Here is a 23,201-nt window from a genome sequence, read left to right on the forward strand (position 1 = left end):
GATGGCGCTTGCGCTTATCCACCCTACATTTGTGTTTTGTAGGTCGGATAAGCGTTAGCGCCATCCGACAAAACCTGAGCTAATCCACACAAATTTCCAACCCGTCAAACCCGGCTTCAAAACCCGTCGGAAGAGCATTTTCCATCATCCAGCAATCGAACTGGTGGCTGATATGCGTGAGGATTACGCGCGGGCAGCCAATCTGTTGGTTTAACGCCACCACGGTATTTAAATCGCAATGATTGCCCGGCGTTTCAGGGCGCGGTTCGTGGCTACAATCGATAACAATAATCTGCGGCCTGTTGTTCGCCAGAAACTTCAGCGTTTTTTCCGGTAAACCTGCGGTATCGCTCAACCATGCTACCCGGCTGTGCGGCGTTTCGAACAGATAGCCGAAGGTCAGTTTCGAATGATTGAGCGGCAGCGGAGTGACGCGCAGCGCCTGTAAGGTAAACCAGACAAAGGGCTCAAGCGTGTGGCTGAAATCCAGCATGCCGGGATGCTTAAAGAGGTCGTCGCAGCCCTGTTCATCCGGCGGGCCGTAAACGCGAATCTTCTTGCCCACGCCCCAGCGCAAAGGAAACAGGCCCTGTACGTGATCCATATGATAATGCGTCAGTAAAAACTGCTGAAAGTCTTCTGGCTGCCAGTGGTCCATTAAATCCGCAATGCCCGCGTCCAGCAGCGTCACCGCATCGTTAAACTTCACCACCGCGCTGCAAGGTTTACGGCGATATTGGGGATCGTTGCGAGCGCGCTTGCAGGCAGCGCAGCGGCAGCCAAAAGCGGGAACTAACTGCGCGCCGCCGGTGCCGCTAAGGGTTAGCTTCAGGCTCATTCAGCGCCTCCACGGGTTTGGTAAAGCGGAAATGGGTCTGCTGATAGCCCTCGCGTTCATAGAAACGATGGGCATCCAGCCGGCCTTTGCCGGTGGACAGCTCCGTTAGCTCCGCGCCGGCAATGCGCGCCTTGTTTTCTGCCCAGGCCAGCAGCTTGCTTCCTACGCCATATCCGCGCGCCTGCGGCATCACCACCAGCTCCTGAATCTCGCCAATCCAGTTTGCATGATGAAGATGGAACTGCATATGCAAACCGATCATGCCGACAACCGCGCCGTTAACCAGCGCAAGCTGATAGCATAAGTTGTGATCTTCAAGATTCGCCGCAAAACCGACGTTAAACGCCTGCCGGTCAAATTCCGCCTGTTTTAGCTCGCAAATCAGAGCATAGACGGTATCGCTATCGGCAAGCGTGGCGCGACGAAATTCAACGGTATCAGACATGACGGGGCTCCTTTGGCCGGAAGTGGACGACGTTGGCATTGCGCTGGCCGTTCACCAGACGCATAAACGACTCGACAGACTGTAGCAGACTGCCGTCGTTATTGAGTACCAGACAAGGGTCCAAATCCGGGGCTGAGATCGTCGCCCGTTGCAGACGCTGCTCAATCTGATTCGGTGTTTCCCGCCCGCGCTGCTCCAGCCGCTGGCGTAATACTTCCGTTGAAACGTGCAGGCAGATGGGCACAAGAGCATTACCGTAGCGCTCGCGTGCCTGTTTAAGGTGCTGGCGCGAGCCGTTCACCACCACATCAAACCCGGCTTCCAGCCAGATATCCAGCTCCACGCCAATGCCGTAACTTTGATGATGCGCCTGCCAGCTCAGGGCGAACAACCCCTGCTGCTGGCGCTGAGCGAACTCCTTTTCGCTCAGGGAGATGTGATTTTCACAGCCTGCATCTGCAGCGCGCGTAATATAGCGGTGCGCTATCAATAGCTGATTATGTTCCTGCTGGCGCAGCGCCGTCAGCAGGCTGTCTTTCCCGGAGCCGGATGGCCCCATCAACCAGACCATTTTACTCATCAGAACACCCTAATTCCCTGACGCCAGACGTGACCGATGTGGACATGGTTGCCATGCTGATGCGCCAGCACCATGTCCGCGCGTTTGCCCTCCGCCAGCACGCCGCGATCGGCCAGATGCAGCGCTCTGGCAGGGTTACGCGTTACCAGCGCCACGGCCTGCGGCAGCGTAAAGCTGTTGGAATCATCGTGCGCCACGCGGAACGCGGCATCCAGCAGGCTCGCCGGGTAATAGTCAGAAGAGAGAATATCCAGCAGACCAACCTGTGCGAGCTGATGCGCCGCCACGTTCCCGGAATGCGAGCCGCCTCGTACAATGTTCGGCGCGCCCATCAGCACGCTTAAGCCGTGCTTGCGCGAAGCCTGCGCTGCTTCAAGCGTGGTCGGGAACTCAGCGATTACGCTGCCCAGCTCGTGCGATTCCACAACGTGCGCGGCGGTAGCGTCATCATGGCTGGCGAGGGCGATATTGCGTGCACGGCACTCGGCGGCAATCGCCAGACGGTTCGGCTGCGACCAGCGTTCTGCAAGCTGTAACTGATCGGCTTCGTAATGGTTCATTTCCGTATCGCTGAGCTGGTATTTGCCCTGGTAATATTCGCGATACTTAACGAGGTTGGAAAACTGGCGCTGCCCCGGCGAGTGATCCATCAGCGAAACCAGCGATACGCCGCCGCGGTCGATTAACTGCTGGAACAGCGGCAGCGTGGTGTGATGCGGCAGTTCGCAGCGCAGATGCAGACGGTGCTCGGCGCGATTCACGCCGCGCTGCTGACTATCCATTACCGCGTTAATCATCTTTTCTAAGTTTTCCAGCCTGTCGCCGCCGTCGCGCACATCGCCCAGCGCCACCGCATCCAGCACGGTGGTGATGCCGCTTGCAACCATCAGCGCGTCATGGCTGCTCATGGCGGAATGGGCTGGCCAGTCAACCTTCGGGCGAGGGGTGAAAAATTTGTCCAGGTTATCCGTATGCAGCTCAATAAGGCCCGGCAGAAGCCAGCCGCCTTCACCGTCCTGCGCCTGCGGAAGCTGGCTCGGGCTGTCGGCAAAGTTGCGGATCGCGCCGTCGGCCACTTCCAGCGAACCGTTAACCACTTCGTTTTCCAGCACCAGTTTGACGTTATTGATAATCATGTTGTGCCTCCAGCGTCGTCATAGTATGCAGGCGATCCGCCACCTGATTGCGCACCGTTTCATCGTGGAAAATACCGACGACCGCCGCGCCGCGCGCTTTGGCTTCCTGAATTAAAGCCACCACGGCGGCGCTGTTTTTCGCATCCAGCGAGGCGGTTGGCTCATCGAGCAGCAAAATCGGGTAATCGACGATAAAGCCGCGGGCGATATTCACGCGCTGCTGCTCGCCGCCGGAAAATGTAGAGGGCGCAAGGCTCCAGAGCCGTTCCGGCACGTTCAGGCGCGTTAACAAAGCGGAAGCTTTCGCCGCGCATTCCTCACGCGGCACCCCCAAATCCAGCAGCGGCTGCATCACCACTTCCAGGGCGGAAATGCGTGGGATAACGCGCAAAAACTGGCTCACCCAACCGATGGTCTGGCGACGTACCGCCAGTACGTCACGCGCCGGAGCCTGGACAATGTCCAGCCATTCGTCGCGATGTTTGACCCAGATGTGGCCTTCATCCGGCAGATAATTGGCGTACAGCGAGCGCAGCAGGGTGGATTTTCCGCTGCCGGAATGGCCGTGCAGCACCACGCATTCCCCACCTTTAACTTCTAAAGAGGCGTTAGCCAGCACCGGCAGGCGAATGCCGTGCTGATGGTGTAACACAAAGGTTTTGCTCAAGTTTTCTACCCGTAAGCGGGACATATTGATTCCTTGAAATGGTTGCCATAACGTCGGATGGCGGCTTGCGCCTTATCCGACCTACAGGTGCGTCGTTCGCAGGTCGGATAGGACGCGTAAGCGTCGCCATCCGACAAAAGTCAGTCAAAAATCAGTTCTGCAACACCGATGACACCAGCAGTTGGGTGTAAGGATGGTGCGGATCGTCCAGCACGCGGTCCGTCAGCCCGCTTTCCACTACCTGACCCTGCTTCATCACCAGCAGGCGGTCGGCCAGCAGGCGCGCCACGCCCAAATCATGGGTGACAATGACCACCGCCAGATTCAGCTCCCGCACCAGACCGCGCAGCAGGTCGAGCAGGCGCGCCTGAACGGAAACGTCCAGCCCGCCGGTTGGCTCGTCCATAAATACCAGCTTCGGATGCGTGACCAGATTGCGGGCGATTTGCAGGCGCTGCTGCATGCCGCCGGAAAAGGTCGTCGGCAAATCGTCGATGCGCGAGGCAGGAATTTCCACCTCTTCAAGCCAGCGCTGGGCCGTGGCGCGAATATCGCCGTAGTGGCGTGCGCCAGTTGCCATTAAACGCTCGCCGATATTGCCGCCGGCAGAAACGTGGCGGCGCAACCCGTCCATCGCATGTTGATGCACTACGCCCCATTCGGTGCGCAGCAGGCGGCGGCGTTCGCCTTCGCTCATGCCGTACAGCGAGGCGTCGAGATACATCACTTCGCCTTTCTGCGGCGTAAGGCGGGCGGAGATAGACTTCAGCAGCGTGGTTTTTCCTGAACCGGATTCGCCGACGATACCGAGCACTTCGCCGGGATAGAGTTCAAAAGACACGTCGCTGAAACCTTTGCCGGGCGCATACAGGTGGGTCAGGTTATTGACCGAAAGTAACGGTTGATTCATGAGTGCGCGGCCTCGCTGTTCTGGCGGCAAAAATCGGTGTCGGAGCAGACGAACATGCGGCTGCCCGCGTCGTCGAGCACCACTTCATCAAGGTAGCTGTGACGCGAGCCGCAAATGGCGCAGGGTTCATCCCATTCCTGAACGGTGAATGGATGGTCGTCGAAATCGAGGCTTTCCACGCGGGTAAACGGCGGCACCGCATAAATGCGCTTCTCGCGTCCGGCGCCGAACAATTGCAGCGCGGGCATCATGTCCATTTTCGGGTTATCGAATTTTGGAATGGGCGACGGGTCCATTACATAGCGCTCGTTCACCTTCACCGGGTAGGCATAGGTGGTGGCGATGTGGCCGAAACGGGCGATATCTTCGTACAGCTTCACCTGCATCACGCCGTATTCTTCCAGCGCGTGCATGGTGCGGGTTTCCGTTTCGCGCGGTTCGATAAAGCGCAGCGGTTCGGGGATCGGCACCTGATAAATCAGGATCTGATCTTCGGTAAGCGGCGTTTCCGGGATGCGGTGGCGCGTCTGGATAAGCGTTGCGTCTTCCGTACGCTCGGTAGTATTCACGCCGGTTACGCGTTTGAAGAAGTTGCGAATCGAGACGGCGTTGGTGGTGTCGTCAGCGCCCTGGTCGATGACTTTCAGCACGTCGGCTTCGCCAATCACGCTTGCGGTAATCTGGATGCCTCCCGTTCCCCAGCCATAGGGCATAGGCATTTCACGCCCGGCAAACGGCACCTGGTAGCCGGGGATCGCCACGGCTTTGAGGATGGCGCGGCGCAGAGTGCGTTTGGTTTGTTCATCCAGATAAGCGAAGTTATAGCCGCTCAGGTTAGCCATTTGCGCGCTCCTTTATCAGGCGGTTAAGCAGTTCCAGTTCTGCCTGGAAATCCACGTAATGCGGCAGTTTGAGGTGCGAGACGAATCCTGCGGCCTCAACGTTATCCGCGTGCGACAGCACAAACTCTTCGTCCTGCGCCGGGCCCGCTACGGTTTCGTCGTAATCCGGCGCCTGTAAGGCTCGATCGACCAGCGCCATCGCCATCGCTTTGCGTTCGCTCATGCCGAACACCAGCCCGTAACCACGAGTAAAGTGCGGTGGCTCGTCTTCCGGCGCCACAAAGCCGTTAACCATTTCGCACTCCGTCATCAGCAGTTCGCCGACGTTTACCGCAAAACCCAGCTCTTCCGGCGTGATTTCAATATCAACGTAGCCGCTGCGAATTTCCCCGGCGAACGGGTGATTGCGCCCGTAACCGCGCTGGGTGGAGTAGGCGAGGGCAAGTAAATAGCCTTCGTCGCCGCGCACCAGTTGCTGTAAGCGGGAGGAGCGAGAGCACGGATAAACCGGCGGCTGGCGAGTAATATCGTCCGGCTGTTCGCCGTTGTCTTCTTCCGCTTTGGCAAGATCCTGCTTCGCTAACAGGCTGAACACGTGCGGCGCGGGTTCGGCAATATCGTCGCTGGTTTTCAGGGCCGGAGCCTCGCCGTTCGCCAGTAAAGCGAAATCCAACAGGCGATGGGTGTAATCGTAAGTCGGGCCGAGCATTTGCCCGCCGGGAACGTCTTTGTACGTTGCGGAGATACGGCGTTCCAGGCGCATTTTCGCGGTATCTATCGGTTCGCTTACCGCCAGGCGAGGCAGGGTTGTGCGGTAGGCGCGCAGCAGGAAGATGGCTTCCACGATGTCGCCGCTGGCCTGTTTGATGGCAAGCGCCGCCAGTTCGCGGTCGGCGATTCCGCCTTCGGTCATGACGCGGTCTACCGCCAGGCCAAGCTGCTGTTCAATTTGGGCGACGCTCAGTTCGCAATGCGCTGGATCGCCACGGCGATTGTGTTCCTGTAGAGCATGGGCGGCGGCAATCGCCTTCTCGCCCCCTTTCACGGCGACATACATCAGCATACCTCCACGTGAGTTGTGCGCGGGATTGCCAGCAGGCGCTCGCCGCAGGTAAGGATTAAATCAATGCCCAACGGGAATGGGTGCGGACGTTCGGTCAGCTCGTGAATCACGCAGTCCGGCAACTGCGGGGCTATCATGCGTTCTTCACGGATGCCCGCGCCGGTCAGGCGGAGCATGCGCCCGCCGCTCAGGCTCGGCACCTGCAAAATCAGCGTGGCGCTGGTGTCCGGCGCAACGTCGGTTCCCTGTGCCAGGGCATTAAGCTGGGCGCCTGAAATCGTTTCGCAGGCGACGGCGAACTGGGCCTGTTCTGGCGTCGTGGAAATCGGCGCATTGGCATGAAAACGCACGTTTTGCGCGGTGGTTTCGTTAATCAGCGCTTCGCTTATCCATACCGGGGTGTCGTTGTCGGCAAGCGTCAGCAACACGCTGGTAGAGGCGATATTCAGCGGCGCCCAGCCCTGCTGGAGCGAATGCAGCGCGACGATAACGCCCGGCTCGCTCATCGCTTTAAGCAGGCGGCGAAAGCTCTGTTGGGCATCCTGCACGGGCAGGGTAAAAGCGGTCATCAGGGTCATGCGTTATCTCCGCGAACCAGAGTAAAGAAGTCGACGCGGCTGCTGTTTACCTCAGCGCGGCGTTTGGCCAGACGCTGTTCCCGGTTTGCAGCCAGCGGGGCAATTAAGGTTTCTTGTAAAGTCTGAAAATAAGCGTTGTCCTGCATCAGCGCGTCGATAACCGCGCAGCGCTCGGCGTGGGCTTTATCGCGCCCTAATAAGTAGCTGTAGCCATAAATTCCGTTATCGAGCTGTACCACGGCGCGGGTTAGCGTGGCATCGCCCGCAAAAAAGCGTTGGCCGGTTGCGCCCATACGCGCCTGGATCTGCACCAGGCCTGTTTCCGGCTGGCGGATGACCTGATAATTCGGGCTGATTTTCAGCGCTTCCCAGCGGCTTGCCAGTTCTTGCGCCACGCTGTGGGCGAGCACGGCCATCCAGTTCTGGCGCTGTGCGATATTCATTTGCGGTGCGTCCATTTAGTGCTCCATGGTGAATTCGATCATGTCGGCGCGGGTCAGGCTGACGGAATATTCCGCCGGGTTTGCCTCGCCTTCACGATGGTTAAGGGTGCGCACGCACAGCAGCGGCGCCATGTTTGGGATCTCCAGCAGGCGGCTTTCTTTGGCCTGCGCGCGGCGGGCGCTGATGCGGGTTTGCGTACGTTTGAGATGAATATTTAGCTGCCCCTGAAGCACGTCATGCAGCGAGCCGCTGTGAAACTGTTGCAGTGCGGGCCACCAGGACAGGTCGGCGAAGTAGTGGTCGATAAGACATACCGCGATACCGTTCACGCGGCGCAGGGTGCGCAGATGGATAATGTCTTCTCCTTCGGCTACGCCCAGCGCGTCAGCTACGTGGCTGGAGGCCGGGCGCAGCACCGCAAGCAAACGCTCGCTGGTGGGATGGCTGCCCTGGTCGAGTAGATTCTGACTAAAACGAGCCTGGGCGTTGAGCGGATAGTCGAACGGACGCATCAGCACCAGCACGCCCACGCCCTGACGGCGCTGTACCCAGCCTTTTTCGACGAGCTGGTCGATGGCGCGGCGTAGCGTGTGACGGTTGACCTCAAAGCGTGCCGCAAGCTGACTTTCGGCTGGCAGGTAGTCGCCGCAGCGGTAGTTTTTGCGCAGCTCCTGCTCAAGCAGGGCGGCTATCTGCTGGTAGCGTGTTGGATAACTGGTCGGATGTCTGGATAAGTGCATTTCAGTCGATCCTCAGGATAGCTTTTGTCGGGTGGCGCTACGCTTACCCGACCTACGGATGAGCTTTGCCATCGTTATCACCTAGATAAAGTGCTTACGCAGTCGTTGCGACAGGAAATCCAGCAGGCTGACGGTGATGATGATGACAATCATCAGCGCGCAGGTTTGCTGGAACTGGAATCCACGGATAGCTTCCCAGAGCGTGACGCCGATTCCGCCCGCGCCCACCATGCCCACTACCGTTGCCGAACGGACGTTTGATTCAAAGCGGTAGAGCGAATAGGAGATAAGCAGCGGCATTACCTGCGGGAGCACGCCGTAGAGAATTTCTTCAATCTTGTTGGCGCCGGTGGCGCGAATACCTTCTACCGGGCCGGGTTCAATGGCTTCAACCGCTTCGGAAAGCAGCTTGGAGAGCACGCCGGTCGTATGAATAAACAGCGCCAGCACGCCTGCAAAAGGCCCAAGACCAACGGCGACCACGAACAGCATCGCAAACACCATTTCGTTGATGGCGCGGCAGGCGTCCATTAAGCGGCGCATCGGCTGGTAAACCCACCAGGGCACAAGGTTGTCGGCGCACATCAGGCCGCAGGGAATGGAGAGAATGATGGACAGCGCGGTACCCCAGACGGCGATTTGCAGCGTGACGCCCATTTCGCTTAAGTAAACCTGCCACTGGCTGAAATCCGGCGGGAAGAAATCGGCGGCGAAGGTCGCCATATTGCCCGCGTCGCGGAACAGGGTGAGCGGCGCCATTTCCGCGCCCTGCCAGGAGGCTATCAGCACCGCCAGCAAAACAGCCCAGCTCACCAGCGAGAACCAGCTACGCTTCGGGACGCTTACCTGTATCGTTTGTTGCATGGATTGCTCCGTTTATTGGTTCTGGCGGATGGCGCTATCGCTTATCCGCCCTACGATATCGGGCCGTAGGGTGGATAAGCGCAGCGTCATCCACCGAAGAATCACTGCACCGCTTTATTCACGCTGCTCATCGCACTTAGCGCAGCAGTGAGGCGATCCAGATCGTTAAGCTGGTTTTGCAACTCGCTGACCTTGCTGGTCCTTTCTTTATCATCCAGACCTTTGTTGTCCTTCACGCCCTGCATTTGCTTAAACAGCGCGAGCTGGCGAATCGGCACCAGTTGGAGATCGCTTGATGGGCGGAACGGCGCCCAGGTCAGGCCTTTAAGCACCTGTGCCTCTTCCGGGGCTTTGCCGTAGCTCATAAAGAAGTCATAGATTTTGTCTTTGGTTTCTTCGGAGAGATTTTTACGCCACACGATCGGATCGCCGGGGATCAGCGGAGATTTCCAGATGACCTTCAGATCGTTGAATTTTTGCGGGGCGGTGAGCTTTAAACGATCCATGTTTTCGGTGTTGTTGGTGGCGACATCCACCTGCTTGTTCGCAACGGCCAGGGCATTAGTTTCGTGGTTAGCGTTCACCGAGCGTTTGAAGTCGCTCACGGCTACGTTGTTTTTAGCAAATACGTAGTAGCCCGGGACGAGATAACCTGAGGTGGAGTTAGGATCGCCGTTGCCAAAATTCAGATCTTTACGTTTTGCCAGCATGTCGTTCAGATTATTGATTGGGCTGTCTTTGTTAACGATCAGTACGCTCCAGTAGCCTGGCGAGCCGTCTGCCGCTACGGTTTGCGCGAACACCTGCCCGTTGGCGCGGTCCACCGCTTCCATAGCGGAAAGGTTGCCGTACCAGGCGATATCCACTTTATTAAACCGCATGCCCTGAATAATCCCCGCGTAGTCCGGCGCGAAGAAAGCATTCACCTTCATACCCAGCTTTTTCTCCATGTCCTTCAGGAACGGGTCCCACTGCGGTTTGAGGTTTTGCTGCGATTCAGTAGAAATGATGCCGAAGTTCAGGGATTTCTCTTGTTCATCCGCGTGGGCTGCGTTGAACAGGGCGCTGACGCTTAGCAGGCTGGTAAAGGCGAGGGCTTTAACGGCTTTGTAGCTCATGACCATTCCTTAAGGTAGAAAAATTTGAATTGGATAAAATATTAAGCAGCGACCGCGTCAACGCGGGCCATGCTGCGATAGAGATTTCCCAGCCGTTCGCTGTCGAACGCTGAGCTGCTTCCGTCGTAAAAAACGTGTCCCTGGCGCAACGCGACAATGCGTTCGCAGTAGCGCAGGGCGTAGTCCACCTGATGCAGCGTCACCACTACGGTGATGCCATCCAGGCGGTTAATGTCGTGCAGGGTTTCCATCACGATGCGCGCGGATTCCGGGTCAAGCGAGGCAATAGGCTCATCGGCGAGAATGACTTTCGCCTGCTGCATCAGCGCGCGGGCAATCGCCACGCGTTGCTGCTGCCCACCGGACAGGGTGGAGACGCGCTGATAAGCAAACTGCGCCATGCCGACGCGGGTCAGCGCCTGCAACGCACGCTGTTTTTGTTCGCGGGTAAACCAGTTAAAGCAGGTGCGCCAGAACGGCGTGGAACCCAGCGCGCCAATCAGCACGTTTTCCAGTACCGTCAGGCGGTTAACCAGATTGAACTGCTGGAAGATGTAGCCGGCGTGGGCGCGGCTTTTGCGGATATCGCTTGCCAGACGGCCCGCTTTTTGTACCGTGCGGCCGAGTAATTCGACATGGCTTTCCGAGGCCTTATCAGAGGTAATCAAACCGCTCAGGTGACGTAAGAGGGTGGATTTGCCTGAGCCGGACGGCCCCAGCAGAGCGACCATCTCACCTTCATTCACCGCAAGATCCACCGCGCTCAGCGCCTGATGGTGGTTAAACGTTTTGCTCAGTTTGTTGACGCGGATAATCGTTTGCATACGCGGCCTCCTTGAAAAGTTGCCTCATGGTGCCGACGAAATGTGTCATTTTTGTTAAGCCCGGGTTTCGAAAAGATGAAGAGTGCGCTGCGGGCGGTCGGTTCGCGAGAAGTCGCGAGGTTAATCAGCTATTTGTCGTATTGTGACGCGCCTCGTTTTTGCCTTTGCTATAGAGGACTCTCTGGGGAAGCATAAATAATGAGCAAAAATATAATTTTTTGTGCGGATGGCGCATGGACGAATCCTGGTTTTGACGAGCAGACAGGCGAAAGCGCGGTCGTCAGCAACGTCTATCAACTGTTTGTCGATATGAAAGGGCTTGTGGATAAACAAAGCCTGCTGCTGGCGAATGAGCAGGAAAAAAGCTGGGTTGACGGCAGCGGGGATGTGGCACAGGTCGCAAAGTATATTTATGGCGTGGGCGATCCGCATAACAGCTTTGTGAAGCTGCTGGGGGACACGTTCGGCGCCAATATTATTACGCCCGTTGTGCGCGGCTATACCTTTATCAGCCGCCACTGGCAGCCGGGCGATCGTATCTACCTGGTGGGGTTTAGCCAGGGAGCCTGGACGGCGCGCACGCTGGCTAATCTGATAACAGATAAGGGTTTGCTTAACCGGGACAAATTACGTCTCGATGAGCGGCACAAAGAGGAGTCCTGGCGGCTGGCGGCATCCGTCTGGGCGCACTACCACGCGCATGCGTCGGGGGTTAACGGCAATCTGCTCGGCGCAGTGCTAAAGGATTTTCCGGCGTTCTTTTGCGACAGCGTAGACCCCACCTGCATGACAACCAGCGTGCCCGTTGAGGCCGTGGCGGTATGGGAAACGGTTGGCCATCTGGGCATTCCCAGATACTTTAACGACAAGCGGATGAACGTTTTTCGTTTCAGCAATAACGTGCTGCATCCCCGGGTAAAGTACGGGTTGCAGGCCATCGCCATAGACGAGCAGCGTGTCGATTTGGCTCCGGCGGTGTGGGATAACCGGGATCGCATCGTTCAGGTCATGTTTCCCGGTATTCATCACGACGTGGGTGGCGGTTATAACTGCTTTGAAGGGGAATGCGGGCTATCGAACGGCGCGTATTTGTGGATGCATGATGCGCTAGACGATCTGGGCATGAATCTTTTACGCAGCGAGATGATTGCCGATCCTCTTGGGCGTTTGCACTGCGAATGGTTTCCGCCCACGGCCTGGCAGCGGGTCTCTCCCCGATGGTTACCCGCGCCGCTCACCTCTTCAATGATGATCCACCAGTCGGCTATCGATCGTTTGAACGGCGGTTCGCTGCTGCCTTATCAGTCTGCGGACAGCGGGGAATGGCTGACCGGCAGCTACACCCCGCAATCTCTGAGCAGCTATTTCCGTACGCCCTGGCAAGTCCCCAGGGAATGGGCGATATCGCGCTAGCATCAGCAAATACCTGTTTGGGCATATTCGGGTGACGAACTAAATTATGCGGCTGGCCAATTAATTCCTCGCGGGTAAATCCGCTAATATCAACAAAGCTGTCGTTAGTATAAGTAATGTAGCTATTAAAATCGGTAGCGGACATTAATGTGACATTATTCTGCATAATATTTTTTATATCCGTAACCAAAGGACGCTGCTGCATAGCTGTTTACTTTATAAGAAGACGAGTGAATCGACGGGAATATGTCATAATATTTTCGGCGCGGTGTGATTTAGCTTTGGTGAGAAAATGTGATATTGATCGACTTTTCTTAAATAATACTTATTTTAGCCGTAATAATTACCCGTGCATCGCAATTTAAAAGTGAATAAATGAGTAATGCTTTATTTATTGAATTAAAAGAATTTTTTATTTCAGAAGGGCTTAAGGCTCGCTTTAGCAAGCCTTAATGAACGGTAGGTTAATATATTACATCGGCTTTTCTACGTTTATCATCCAGGGTATACCGTATTTATCCGTTAACATACCAAACCCTTTAGCCCAGAATGTTTCTCCCCACGGCATGGTTACATCTCCGCCTGCCGCGAGATTATCAAACCAGCTCTGGCCTTGTGCTAAATCTTTGGTCGCAAGGCTTAATGCATATCCAGTGTGCTTAACTCTGTCCGCACACATATTTCCGTCGCTCATCATCACTTCATTATCACCGATGCGAACGTTGGCATGCATTATTTTATCGTCCGGCCAGTTAAATCCGCTGGCGCAATCTTCTGAGGATTCCTCTTCATTTGGCATTTCGCCAAAGGTCATTTTAAAAAGTAACTGAGCGCCAATCGCCTGCTGATAAAAAGCGATTGCTTCCTCGCAGGTACAGTCAAAAAAAATATAGGGGCTAACAGACATCGGTCATTCCTCTTCTGGATAGAGAGTGCAGAAGAAGTGTAGTTGCCCGGGAAGGGGCAAGCCAGGCGGCTATGGGGCGGTTTTACCCTCTCCTGAGGAGAGGGCAGAAAAGAAAAGACTTAGTTTTTCTTCACAAATTCAGATTTGAGCTTCATCGGGCCAAAACCATCAATTTTGCAATCGATGTTATGGTCGCCTTCGACCAGACGGATGCCTTTTACTTTGGTGCCGATTTTCAGCATGGAAGAGCTGCCTTTTACCTTCAGGTCTTTCACTACCGTTACGTTATCGCCATCTGCCAGCAGGTTGCCGTTGGCATCTTTGACGATTAACTGGTCTGCGTCAGACGCGGGCTCGGCGTCATTCCATTCATGTGCGCACTCCGGGCAGATAAACATCCCATTATCTTCATAGGTGTACTCGGAATTGCATTGTGGGCAATGAGGGAGTTGCATATTGGTAACCTCAAAAAAGAATAAAAATTAGAAATGACTGTAAAACAGGGATTTCAGCGCAAATGGCGGTGAACCGCCAAAAAGTATCAAGATTATACACAAAATCCTTATTTTTGTGGGGATTATAAGAAGCCCGGCGCTGACGGACTTTTCAGGTAAATGGGAAGGCTTACGAAGAACTTTCTTGTCGAACAGCAGAAAGTGAAATTTAGCTTAAAGACCTGACGTTCTCTGCCGTTAATGACAGTATTAATTTAACTTAGTTTAACGTCATTCAGGAGAGCCAGGCCAGAACGCCAGGCGTGCGATAGCTGATTGAAAAAACAAAAAAAGCTTATTGCGCTGACACCTCCTGTCACTTGCCAGGGGTATGGTTGGGCCGATGGATGCATTGCTACAGAGGCAAGAACCGATGAGAATGAAAGGCGCAAAAGTAAAAGTTGCAGACCGACTGGCCGAAATCGTCTTAAGTCTTTATCAGGGAGAAACCTTTTCCGCTGATATTATTCGCCAGCGTTTTGATGTAGATATGCGAACAGCATACCGTGATTTAAACAGGCTCGGTGCTATTCTGGAGGATATCGGCGAGGGGAAAAAACGCCTCTCATCACATTTAAAAGGTCCGTTTAATGTAAATGACCTGCTGCGCTTAACAAAACGCGCAGGACTTGCTGCAGTTTATCCGTGGAACGATATAAAGACCTATAGACAGTTTATTCATCTGAGGTCTATTCCTGATTTATTGGTTTTAGGGTATGAATATGAAAATAGTCCGCAGCTAAATAGCCATTTTTATGAATTAAACAATCTGATAAATTCACGACGCTACTGCCGGTTTATCTATAAAAATGCGCTACGCTGTGTAGCACCATACCGTCTGGCAACCCGCCAGGGTATTTGGTATTTATTGGGTACAGAAGATAATCACGCCGATACCTGGATGTTAAGCCAAATCAATTCATTAGAATCACTTACTGAAACATTCATACCTGATTCAGCGATGCTGACGCGGTTTGATAATGAAGAAGGTCTGGATGACGACCTGGTCAAAACGGAAGTGCTGCTGCAGGTTTCTGCGCAGGCGGCGGTGTACTTTAAGCGACGCAAGCTACTGCCTTTTCAACAAATGATGCAGGAGCTTGATAATGGTTGTCTTATTCTTTCCAGCCATATTGTCTCGCCGGAACAATTATTCCCGCTAGTACAATACTGGATACCCCATGTAACGATTATTTCGCCGCAGGTCTGGCAGCATGATTTAAAAGCCAGAATTGCGGCCTGGTGCGATATTGAACAATAAAATACTTTCCTCACGTAATTATAAAAGCCGGTATTTCATTAGCACAAAAAAATAATGCTCTTATAAAAGCCGGATAATTTGAGTTAAGGAAACATTTTTTATGCACACACAAACAATTTTCGAATTAAGTCAGGAGGCCGAGCGGCTATTACAGCTCGCCTTACAAAATCTGAACGCTTTAAAAACCGTCCCGCTCGCGACGCAAAACGATCAAATATTAAATAATCTGCATGCCGTGGCGTCAGTTGTACCTCTGCAATTTAGCGCCCGCGGTATTAACGCCCAGCAGGCGATGCTACAAAACGAACTGCGTAAAATTACCCAACAGGAAATGGTGCTGGCTATTGTCGGCACTATGAAGGCTGGCAAATCAACGACAATAAACGCCATTATCGGCACCGAAGTCCTGCCAAACCGTAACCGGCCGATGACGGCGTTGCCTACCCTTATTCGCCACACGCCGGGCCAGCGTGAGCCGGTACTGCATTTTCCTCATGTTGTTCCTATTGAAGCGCTGATGGGAGAGCTGCAGCAAAAATTAAAAGGAATCAATCGTGAAGCGCTTACGCAGCAGCTTGAAATTGACCGGGATATGGATGAACTGCTGACGCGCATTGCCAGCGGCGGCACTTTCGAGAAACATTACCTGGGCGCGCAGCCCATTTTCCATTGCCTGAAAAGCCTTAATGACCTGGTGCGTCTGTCAACGGTGCTTGAGGTTTCTTTCCCGTTTAAGGCCTATGCGGCGATTGAGCATGTGCCGGTTATCGAGGTGGAATTTATTCATCTGGTAGGGATGCAGAAAGGCTACGGACAACTCACGTTGCTTGATACGCCGGGGCCAAATGAGGCAGGGCAGCCCCATCTGCAAAAAATGCTGCAGGAGCAGCTTTCGCAGGCTTCAGCCGTGCTGGCGGTAATGGATTACACCCAGTTGAAATCGATTTCCGATGAGGAAGTGCGCCGGGCGATTCTGGGGGCGGGCAAATCGGTGCCGCTTTACGCGCTGGTGAATAAGTTCGATCAAAAAGATCGCAACAGTGACGACGAGGCACAGGTTAAGGCGCTTATCTCCGGCACGCTAATGAAAGGCACTATCGAGACCGATCGTGTGTTCCCGGTCTCTTCCATGTGGGGCTATCTTGCAAACCGGGCGCGCTTCGAGCTTGCAGAACACGGCAAGCTGCCCGATCCGCAGGATCAGCGCTGGGTTCAGGATTTTGCTGAGGCCGCGCTTGGCCGCCGCTGGCGCAGCTCCGATCTCGCCGATATCGACAATCTTCGCCATGCAGCCGATCTGCTGTGGGAAGATTCGATGTTTGCCTCCCCCGTGGACGCTATTTTGCATGCCGCGCACGCCAACGCTTCCATGTATGCGCTCCGCGCGGCGGCGCAGAAGCTGCTTAATTACGCCCAGGGAGCCGAGGAGTATCTTAGTTTTCGCTGCCAGGGGCTGCAGGTGGCAAACGAAAAGCTGCAGAGCAATATTCGCCTGCTGGAAGACGACCTTTCGTTGCTGCAGACCAGCCAGCAGGATATCAGCCGTATTATTCGCACCGATGTCGAAAGAGCGGTTACCGGCATTGCGGAATTCATCTCCCGCTATGAAAAACGCATTAAGGCGGATATTGACGATTATTTTCAGCAGGGGAAGGTGCATGAGGACGTAGCACGGCATTCGTTCCGTCTGTCTACCGCTCGCAGCCGTGATTTCGAGGCGGGCTGCGAATCCATAACCGTTGAGGATGAACAGGCCGCGGGGCTGATGCTTAACAAAATACGCGCTTCAAGCGAAAACATTTTGCTTGTGGCTCAGGAAGCGATGACCGAAGAGCTGGCGCTGCTGCTTAATCAGCTTGAAACCTCGTTGATGGACACGCTACGCCAGACGCTCAAGCCGATTGAGAAACGCGTGACGGAAGGGCTCGCGCTCTCGGGATTCAGGGCGCATATCAGCCTGCCGGCTTTCCAGACCAGCCAGCTTAACTTCAATGCGCAGCACGCTTTTAACGACGTTATCGACCATCAGGAAGTGCCTGTATCGCAGATTCGTCGCCAGAGTGGCATGCGTGGCACTCTGGCGCGCTGGCTGAACAGTGATGATTGGGGCTGGGAAGGGTATACGGCGACCCAGAGCCGCTATGTCATCGCTTTACCGGATTTACAAAGCAGGCTGCACAGACACGTTGCCTCCTTCCTGTTGCAGCTAAATAAAGCGATTGTCGCGCAGGTTGATATCTCCGTAATGGCGGGAATGGCGACCTTCTTTGCCGATTTTGCCCAGGCGCTTGAGGCGATAAAAACCAATCTCCAGCAGAGCCTGGTGGCGCGTTTGCAAAACGAAGAGGCGCTGCAAACGCTGCAAAGCCAGCTCCAGCAGTGCGTAAGAACGACGCGGTATATTCATGAAGATACCCGTTTATTAAGAGATGATATCCAGACGCTTTTTGCGGCGGAGCAGCACCAATGAGCAGTTTATTACTTGCAGGTCCGGTCAGAACCCTGGAATGCATTACGGAAAAATTTGTCGTGGATTACGCCTGCGCTATTGATGTGGCGCGCGATCCCTGGCGTAGCCAGCAGGGCAAAGCGTTTTACCAGCGCCTGAAAGAAGAATTCGCCGGGCAAAACCGCGTGAATTTCTGGGGGCTGGATAGCGCAACGCCTGAGTGTATGGAAGCTTCCCTCACCTGGCTTGGACAACTCACCGGCACGGTGGCTAAAAGTTATCTGGCCGCATCGCTGATACATGAGCGACTCAGCCAGATGGAAACGGCTTCGGCGCGCGTGGCTTATTATTCTGCACAAGGGCGAGCCCAGTTAAATCAGATAAAAAACTTGCTGGAGCAGCGCGTGCATAAGCTCGAACAGCAACTGAGAAGTATCGATCTGTATCGTCAGGGAACGGTGCATTGCGAACAAATTTTCGCTCGCTGGCGTGCCGGGCACTATTTTGCGTTTTCTCCTGCCGGGCGCTGTTATGTTGCGCTCACGGAACTCCTCTGGGGAGCCTTTGGTGATGCGTTGCGCCTTTGCAGCGAAGACCAGGCGGCACAACTGCTTGAGTTTGTCCGCGGTCTGTCGATAAACCGCCTTGCTGAGGACGTTAACGCTTCACCGCGCACGCGTCATTACTATCACGAATGGCTGACCACGCCGTCCGTGCCCGATTTAATGGAGCATAAAGACGCGCTGGTTTGGCTGGGAAACAGCAGCGACAGCGATCGTCATCCGGTGAGTTATTCCGTTACGCAAAGCTGGCAAGGCATCGCGCTGGGGATGCCGCGGATCTGCTCGGCCATGCGTCTGGGCAGCGCCATGGTGGATGAGGTACTGAGCCAGCGCAGGCTCAATATTTAATTATTCGCAGGCTATAGCGAAATAATAATTCAGGCGCTGTATTTGGCCTGGGAATATTATTTTTATCCGATCTTTTTTATTATTCGAAAGCGTGTCAGAAAATTAAATATTAAATTTCTGGCTCGCTTTCATATAAAATGTTGACGGTGATTGTAGGTAGTTATTTGATTTATAAGGTTATTTTTATTGGGTGAACCCTGTGGCTTGCGGTTACTTATTGCGAGCCGCCTCGAAGAATCAATCCCCAAGCCTTCCCTCATTTTCCAGCATCCACTCGGCCAGCGAATCCAGCGTTGGGCGCAGCGATTTTCCTAACGCCGTTATCTGATACTCCACTCTTGGCGGGACTTCCGCGAAAACCTGCCTTGTCACCAGGCCGCGCGATTCAAACTGGCGTAGCTGGCGCGTGAGCTCTTTTTGCGTGATGGGGTGCACCGCGCGCTGTAAATCGCTAAATCTCACCGGCTCATCTATCACAATCATTCTGTAAAGAATGGGGATCGCCCATTTGCCGGATATCAGATTCACAAAACTCACCATCGGGCAGGCAATGCCTGCTGGTATTGTCGAAAAATTTTTTATCATGGCTTTGCCCTGCGATTGGCTAATGCATCCCATTTGGTTCTTTAGTATCCAGATGGTGCCTACTATCCAAAGGATACTATAGCGGAAATAATGTCCTGACCAGTTAAACATGAGGTAATGACGATGGGCAGACTTGAAGGCAAATACGCATTAATCACCGGCGGCACCAGCGGTATCGGCCTGGAAACGGCACGGCAGTTTATTGCGGAAGGGGCAACGGTTGCGATCACCGGCCGAAACAAGCAGGGGCTGCTGGAAGCGAAAGAGGCGCTGGGCAACGTGCATATTATTCACAGCGAGGCCGGTGATATGGGCCAGCAGCGCGAACTGGGCAAACAGATCGCTCAACTGTGGCCCCGGCTGGACGTGCTGTATATCAATGCGGGAGATGTGACCCACCGCGCTTTACAGGACTGGGATGAAAGCGCTTACGACAGGCTGATGAATACCAATCTTAAAGGCCCGTACTTCCTGATTCAGGCTTTGCTGCCGCTATTGGCGAATCCGTCATCGGTGATTGTTTGTGGGTCGGTCAGCGCCCGCATTGGGCTGCCGCAAAGCAGCGTTTATGCCGCCAGCAAAGCGGCTATCCTCTCGCTGGCAAGAACGCTATCCGGGGAGCTGAGCGGCAGAGGCATTCGCGTAAATGGTCTGAGTCCCGGCCCTACCGAAACGCCTGCGCTGGGTAAATTAGGCAATGGCGTAGCCGAAGATGCGCTGCGTGACGACATCCGCGCGCTGGTGCCGATTGGTCGTCTGGGCACCGTACTTGAACTCGCGAAAGGCGCCGTATTCCTCGCTTCTGACGAGTCCGCTTTTATGGTGGGCAGTGACTTACTGATGGACGGCGGCGTGGGTAATTTATAATTTTTTGTAACCAGGCGAGGGAACGCCTTTATTTTCATTATTGTAACAGCACTATCCTGCTGTTAATTATCGATAAAAAATTTATATATCAGTAACTCCCCAAAAAGTACCAGTCTTTAAAATCAATTCTGTGTTGCCCCTCACTTGCCGCTTTTTCCCACACTCCGCAGAATATATTTTGCCGCGTGCTGCGGGCCCTCACGCTTATTTTGCAAGGAGTTAAGATGAAGAAGATCTTTTTATGCTGTGCTGCCGGCATGTCTACCAGCATGTTAGTGGAGAGAATGAAGCAGTCCGCCGCCAGTCGTAATATTGAGGTGGAAATTACCGCCGTGCCGGTGTCCGATTTTGACCAGATTGTCAGCGATGCCGACGTGATTTTGCTTGGTCCGCAGGTAAAGTTCCAGCTACAGAGTTTAGCCAGCGCCGCCGCTCCGCACGGGGTGCCCGTTGCCGCCATCGATATGATGCATTACGGCTCGATGCAGGGCGATAAGGTGCTGGATCACGCCTTGTCTTTGCTTCCTGACGCACAATAAGGACAGGCTATGAACGACCGCTTTCCTGATAATTTCTGGTGGGGCACGGCAACCAGCGCAACGCAATCCGAAGGGCATACGCCCGGCGACGGCAAAGGAGAAAATATCTGGGATTATGCCTCGCGCCATTTTAATCAGCGCTTTTTTAACGGCGTAACCTCGAATAAGACTTCAACCTTTTATCAGCATTATCGGGAGGATATTCAGCTTGCCAAAAATATTGGCCTGAATTCTTTTCGCACCTCAATTTCCTGGTCGCGGCTTATCCCTGATGGCGATGGGGAAATAAATCCGCTGGCGGTCGATTTTTATAACGCGGTAATCGACGAGCTTCACGCCCAGGGCATTGAGCCGTTTATCAACCTGTATCATTTTGATATGCCGATGGCCCTCCAGGAAAAGGGCGGCTTTGAAAACCGTGAAGTGGTCGAGGCTTTCGCCCGCTATGCGCGTATTTGCTATGAGCTTTTTGGCGACCGCGTGCGCTATTGGTTCACCTTTAACGAGCCTTTAATTCCTGCGGAAGCGGGTTATTTGCATCCACGCCATTATCCATACGTCACGGATTTCCGCCGGGCCGCGCAGGTACTGCATCATATCGTGCTTGCACACTGCAAAGCCGTTGCCGAGTGGCGCGATATGAATATTGAAGGGCGGATTGGCATCATTATGGATGTTATTCCTGTTTATCCACGCAGCGATATGCCGGAGGACCTGCGCGCGGCGGAAATGGCGGACCTGTTTTATACTCGCAGCATTAACGAGCCTGTTTTACTGGGGCGCTACCCGGACGAGCTAATCGCCATCTTAAAAGAACATGACCAGTTGCCACGTATTATGCCCGGCGACTGCGAGCTTATTGCGAAGACGAAAATTGATCTGCTGGGCATCAATTATTACCGCCCGCGTCGTGTTAAAGCGCGTGAAACTTTGCTTGAAGAACCACATGGTTTTGTGCCCGAGCGCTTTTTTGAGGAATACATCATGCCGGGACGCAGAATGAATACCTCCCGCGGCATTGAAATCTATCCGGCGGCGCTTTATGACATTGCGATGGTCGTAAAGGAACGTTACGGCAATATTCCCTGGTTCGTCTCGGAAAACGGCATTGGTATTCAGGGCGAAGAGCAGTTTATGGTTAACGGCCAGGTGCAGGACGACTACCGGATTGAGTTTTTAAAAGAGCATCTGCGCTATTTGCATCAGGCCATTGCCGACGGCAGCAACTGTCTGGGCTATCACATGTGGACGTTTATCGACTGCTGGTCCTGGCAAAACGCTTATAAAAATCGCTACGGTTTTTATCACCTGGATTTAGAGACCCAGCAGCGCTCGCTTAAAAAATCGGGGCAATGGTTCCGCTCGGTAATAGAAAATAACGGCTTCGAGGGGGCAGGGGATGTCGTACTTTGAAAGGCTGGCCGAAAAAATGCTGCCGGTGGCAAACGCCATTGGCAACCAGCGCCATATGCAGGCGATCCGCAACGGGTTGATTTCTATTTTACCGCTGACCATCGTCGGGTCGTTTTTCGTTATTTTGCTGAATATTCCCATTAAAGGTTATATGGACTTTATCGCGCCCTGGCGCGATATGCTGGATGTGCCTTTTCGGTTTACCGTCGGGCTGATGTCGCTTTACGCCGCTTTCACAATAGGGTCGTTCCTCGGTAAAAGTTACAAGCTTAATGATATTACCAGCGGGCTATTAGCCATGCTGGCAACGCTCTTGATGATTGTGCCGGTGAATATTAAAGAAGGCGTTACCGTGGCTGGTGAGGCGGTCGCCGGGCGTTATATTCCCATTACGTCGTTAAGCTCCCAGGGATTATTTGGGGCAATTATTTCCTCGCTGATTGCCATTGAGATTTACCGGTTCATCAAAGTCCGCAACATCGAAATTAAGATGCCTGCGGGCGTGCCGCCGGTGGTAGCGAGTTCGTTTTCAGCGCTCTTTCCGACGCTTGCGGTGGTGTTGATCTTCTGGATCCCGCGTCACTTTCTGAATATCGATATTAACGCCATCATCAGCTTTATCATTATGCCGCTCAAAGGATTTATGACCGGCACCAATCTGTTTGGCGGCATCGTCACGCAGTTCTTTATCGATCTGTTCTGGGTGTTTGGGATCCACGGACACGCGGTGATGGGGCCGCTGATCCGCCCGCTGTGGGATCAGGCGATTGTGCAGAATATGGAGCTGTTCCAGGCGGGCACCAGCGCTTACGAACTGCCGAATATCTTCACCGAGCAGTTTTTCCAGTGGTATGCGCAGATGGGCGGCACCGGCTCCACGCTTGCGTTAGTGGTGCTGTTTATCCGCTCTAAAGTTATTTATTTGAAATCGCTGGGCAAGCTGTCGTTTATTCCGGGGCTGTTTAATATCAACGAGCCGATGATTTTCGGCGCGCCAATAGTAATGAACCCAATTCTGGCCGTGCCGTTTATTCTTGCGCCGATGGTGAATACCGTGGTGGTGTATCTCTTTACCATCAGCGGGCTTATTCCGCGCATGATGGTGAAACCGCCGTTCACCATCCCGGCTCCGTTAGGAGCGCTTATCACCACCAACTGGAACCTGATTGCCTGCGGGCTGGTATTTATCTGCTTCTTCATTTCGCTGGCGATCTACTACCCGTTCTTTAAGGTGTACGAGAAGAAGATGCTGGAAACCGAGCAGCAGCAGCGCGAAGAAGAGCAGGCGAAGCAACTGGCGGATGCATGAATAT

At 54.1% G+C, this 23,201-nt stretch carries 25 protein-coding genes and 1 pseudogene; 8 read left to right on the forward strand and 18 right to left on the reverse strand.

The window, feature by feature from the left end; genetic code table 11:
• Positions 1-79 precede the first annotated feature (79 nt).
• The 14 genes from phnP to phnC form a co-directional block, all read right to left on the reverse strand.
• The gene (gene phnP, locus MUA00_RS14330; RefSeq protein WP_271123709.1) at positions 80-838 is read right to left on the reverse strand and encodes a phosphonate metabolism protein PhnP; all 759 of its coding nucleotides are present in this window, start codon (positions 836-838) and stop codon (positions 80-82) included.
• The gene (phnO, locus tag MUA00_RS14335) at positions 816-1,283 is read right to left on the reverse strand and encodes an aminoalkylphosphonate N-acetyltransferase (RefSeq protein WP_271123710.1); all 468 of its coding nucleotides are present in this window, start codon (positions 1,281-1,283) and stop codon (positions 816-818) included. Before phnO ends, phnP begins: the two co-directional genes overlap by 23 nt.
• The gene (phnN, locus tag MUA00_RS14340) at positions 1,276-1,863 is read right to left on the reverse strand and encodes a ribose 1,5-bisphosphokinase (RefSeq protein WP_408639715.1); all 588 of its coding nucleotides are present in this window, start codon (positions 1,861-1,863) and stop codon (positions 1,276-1,278) included. Before phnN ends, phnO begins: the two co-directional genes overlap by 8 nt.
• On the reverse strand, positions 1,863-2,999 hold the full coding sequence (gene phnM / locus MUA00_RS14345) for an alpha-D-ribose 1-methylphosphonate 5-triphosphate diphosphatase (RefSeq protein ID WP_271123711.1): 1,137 nt from the start codon (positions 2,997-2,999) through the stop codon (positions 1,863-1,865). The genes phnN and phnM overlap by 1 nt, the downstream gene beginning before the upstream one ends.
• Positions 2,986-3,690 carry a phosphonate C-P lyase system protein PhnL gene (phnL, locus tag MUA00_RS14350; protein WP_271123712.1) on the reverse strand — a complete coding sequence of 235 codons (705 nt, stop codon included), beginning with the start codon at positions 3,688-3,690 and terminating at the stop codon, positions 2,986-2,988. Before phnL ends, phnM begins: the two co-directional genes overlap by 14 nt.
• Before the next feature lie 127 nt (positions 3,691-3,817).
• A complete protein-coding gene (gene phnK / locus MUA00_RS14355; RefSeq protein WP_271123713.1) occupies positions 3,818-4,576 on the reverse strand; it encodes a phosphonate C-P lyase system protein PhnK in 759 nt (252 codons plus the stop codon).
• The gene (phnJ, locus tag MUA00_RS14360) at positions 4,573-5,418 is read right to left on the reverse strand and encodes an alpha-D-ribose 1-methylphosphonate 5-phosphate C-P-lyase PhnJ (RefSeq protein WP_271123714.1); all 846 of its coding nucleotides are present in this window, start codon (positions 5,416-5,418) and stop codon (positions 4,573-4,575) included. The genes phnK and phnJ overlap by 4 nt, the downstream gene beginning before the upstream one ends.
• A complete protein-coding gene (locus MUA00_RS14365; RefSeq protein ID WP_271123952.1) occupies positions 5,411-6,475 on the reverse strand; it encodes a carbon-phosphorus lyase complex subunit PhnI in 1,065 nt (354 codons plus the stop codon). The genes phnJ and MUA00_RS14365 overlap by 8 nt, the downstream gene beginning before the upstream one ends.
• The gene (phnH, locus tag MUA00_RS14370) at positions 6,475-7,059 is read right to left on the reverse strand and encodes a phosphonate C-P lyase system protein PhnH (RefSeq protein ID WP_271123715.1); all 585 of its coding nucleotides are present in this window, start codon (positions 7,057-7,059) and stop codon (positions 6,475-6,477) included. The genes MUA00_RS14365 and phnH overlap by 1 nt, the downstream gene beginning before the upstream one ends.
• Positions 7,056-7,517: a phosphonate C-P lyase system protein PhnG gene (phnG, locus tag MUA00_RS14375; RefSeq protein WP_271123716.1), complete on the reverse strand. Its 462-nt coding sequence runs from the start codon at positions 7,515-7,517 to the stop codon at positions 7,056-7,058. The genes phnH and phnG overlap by 4 nt, the downstream gene beginning before the upstream one ends.
• Positions 7,518-8,243, reverse strand: a complete 726-nt coding sequence (phnF, locus tag MUA00_RS14380; protein ID WP_271123717.1) for a phosphonate metabolism transcriptional regulator PhnF — start codon at positions 8,241-8,243, stop codon at positions 7,518-7,520.
• An 81-nt stretch (positions 8,244-8,324) separates the two neighbouring features.
• Complete coding sequence (phnE, locus tag MUA00_RS14385) at positions 8,325-9,107, reverse strand: phosphonate ABC transporter, permease protein PhnE (RefSeq protein ID WP_271123718.1); 783 nt, start codon at positions 9,105-9,107, stop codon at positions 8,325-8,327.
• A 101-nt stretch (positions 9,108-9,208) separates the two neighbouring features.
• The gene (phnD, locus tag MUA00_RS14390; protein ID WP_271123719.1) at positions 9,209-10,225 is read right to left on the reverse strand and encodes a phosphonate ABC transporter substrate-binding protein; all 1,017 of its coding nucleotides are present in this window, start codon (positions 10,223-10,225) and stop codon (positions 9,209-9,211) included.
• Between the two features lie 41 nt (positions 10,226-10,266).
• Positions 10,267-11,049 carry a phosphonate ABC transporter ATP-binding protein gene (gene phnC / locus MUA00_RS14395; RefSeq protein ID WP_271123720.1) on the reverse strand — a complete coding sequence of 261 codons (783 nt, stop codon included), beginning with the start codon at positions 11,047-11,049 and terminating at the stop codon, positions 10,267-10,269.
• 198 nt (positions 11,050-11,247) lie between these two features.
• Between phnC and MUA00_RS14400 the strand changes: the two genes are divergently transcribed.
• The gene (locus MUA00_RS14400; protein WP_271123721.1) at positions 11,248-12,462 is read left to right on the forward strand and encodes a phospholipase effector Tle1 domain-containing protein; all 1,215 of its coding nucleotides are present in this window, start codon (positions 11,248-11,250) and stop codon (positions 12,460-12,462) included.
• 19 nt (positions 12,463-12,481) lie between these two features.
• Here the strand turns inward: MUA00_RS14400 and MUA00_RS14405 are convergent.
• The 3 genes and pseudogenes from MUA00_RS14405 to MUA00_RS14415 form a co-directional block, all read right to left on the reverse strand.
• Positions 12,482-12,667, reverse strand: a pseudogene (locus MUA00_RS14405) (PAS domain-containing protein); the annotation flags it as partial.
• A gap of 267 nt (positions 12,668-12,934) precedes the next feature.
• Positions 12,935-13,369 (reverse strand): VOC family metalloprotein YjdN, encoded by a 435-nt coding sequence (yjdN, locus tag MUA00_RS14410; protein WP_271123722.1) that lies wholly within the window; start codon positions 13,367-13,369, stop codon positions 12,935-12,937.
• A gap of 119 nt (positions 13,370-13,488) precedes the next feature.
• Positions 13,489-13,824: a zinc ribbon domain-containing protein YjdM gene (locus MUA00_RS14415; protein ID WP_271123723.1), complete on the reverse strand. Its 336-nt coding sequence runs from the start codon at positions 13,822-13,824 to the stop codon at positions 13,489-13,491.
• 382 nt (positions 13,825-14,206) lie between these two features.
• Between MUA00_RS14415 and MUA00_RS14420 the strand changes: the two genes are divergently transcribed.
• From MUA00_RS14420 to MUA00_RS14430, 3 genes are all read left to right on the forward strand, one after another.
• A complete protein-coding gene (locus MUA00_RS14420; RefSeq protein WP_271123724.1) occupies positions 14,207-15,124 on the forward strand; it encodes a helix-turn-helix transcriptional regulator in 918 nt (305 codons plus the stop codon).
• Between the two features lie 100 nt (positions 15,125-15,224).
• Complete coding sequence (gene crfC / locus MUA00_RS14425; RefSeq protein WP_271123725.1) at positions 15,225-17,594, forward strand: clamp-binding protein CrfC; 2,370 nt, start codon at positions 15,225-15,227, stop codon at positions 17,592-17,594.
• On the forward strand, positions 17,591-18,484 hold the full coding sequence (locus tag MUA00_RS14430) for a diguanylate cyclase regulator RdcB family protein (protein ID WP_271123726.1): 894 nt from the start codon (positions 17,591-17,593) through the stop codon (positions 18,482-18,484). Before crfC ends, MUA00_RS14430 begins: the two co-directional genes overlap by 4 nt.
• A gap of 237 nt (positions 18,485-18,721) precedes the next feature.
• Here the strand turns inward: MUA00_RS14430 and MUA00_RS14435 are convergent, their stop codons facing one another.
• The gene (locus tag MUA00_RS14435; protein ID WP_271123727.1) at positions 18,722-19,069 is read right to left on the reverse strand and encodes a winged helix-turn-helix transcriptional regulator; all 348 of its coding nucleotides are present in this window, start codon (positions 19,067-19,069) and stop codon (positions 18,722-18,724) included.
• A 123-nt stretch (positions 19,070-19,192) separates the two neighbouring features.
• On the opposite strand from MUA00_RS14435, the gene MUA00_RS14440 reads away from it, so the two are divergent.
• The 4 genes from MUA00_RS14440 to MUA00_RS14455 all read left to right on the forward strand — a co-directional run bounded on the left by MUA00_RS14440 (position 19,193) and on the right by MUA00_RS14455 (position 23,197).
• Entirely contained in the window at positions 19,193-19,936 is a 744-nt protein-coding gene (locus tag MUA00_RS14440) for an SDR family oxidoreductase (RefSeq protein ID WP_271123728.1), read from the forward strand.
• A 224-nt stretch (positions 19,937-20,160) separates the two neighbouring features.
• On the forward strand, positions 20,161-20,475 hold the full coding sequence (locus tag MUA00_RS14445) for a PTS sugar transporter subunit IIB (protein ID WP_271123729.1): 315 nt from the start codon (positions 20,161-20,163) through the stop codon (positions 20,473-20,475).
• A gap of 9 nt (positions 20,476-20,484) precedes the next feature.
• Entirely contained in the window at positions 20,485-21,888 is a 1,404-nt protein-coding gene (locus tag MUA00_RS14450; RefSeq protein WP_271123730.1) for a glycoside hydrolase family 1 protein, read from the forward strand.
• Complete coding sequence (locus MUA00_RS14455) at positions 21,875-23,197, forward strand: PTS sugar transporter subunit IIC (RefSeq protein ID WP_271123731.1); 1,323 nt, start codon at positions 21,875-21,877, stop codon at positions 23,195-23,197. The genes MUA00_RS14450 and MUA00_RS14455 overlap by 14 nt, the downstream gene beginning before the upstream one ends.
• The last annotated feature ends 4 nt before the right edge of the window (positions 23,198-23,201 follow it).

The sequence above is a fragment of the Dryocola boscaweniae genome (genome assembly GCF_025215095.1).
Lineage (GTDB): Bacteria > Pseudomonadota > Gammaproteobacteria > Enterobacterales > Enterobacteriaceae > Dryocola > Dryocola boscaweniae.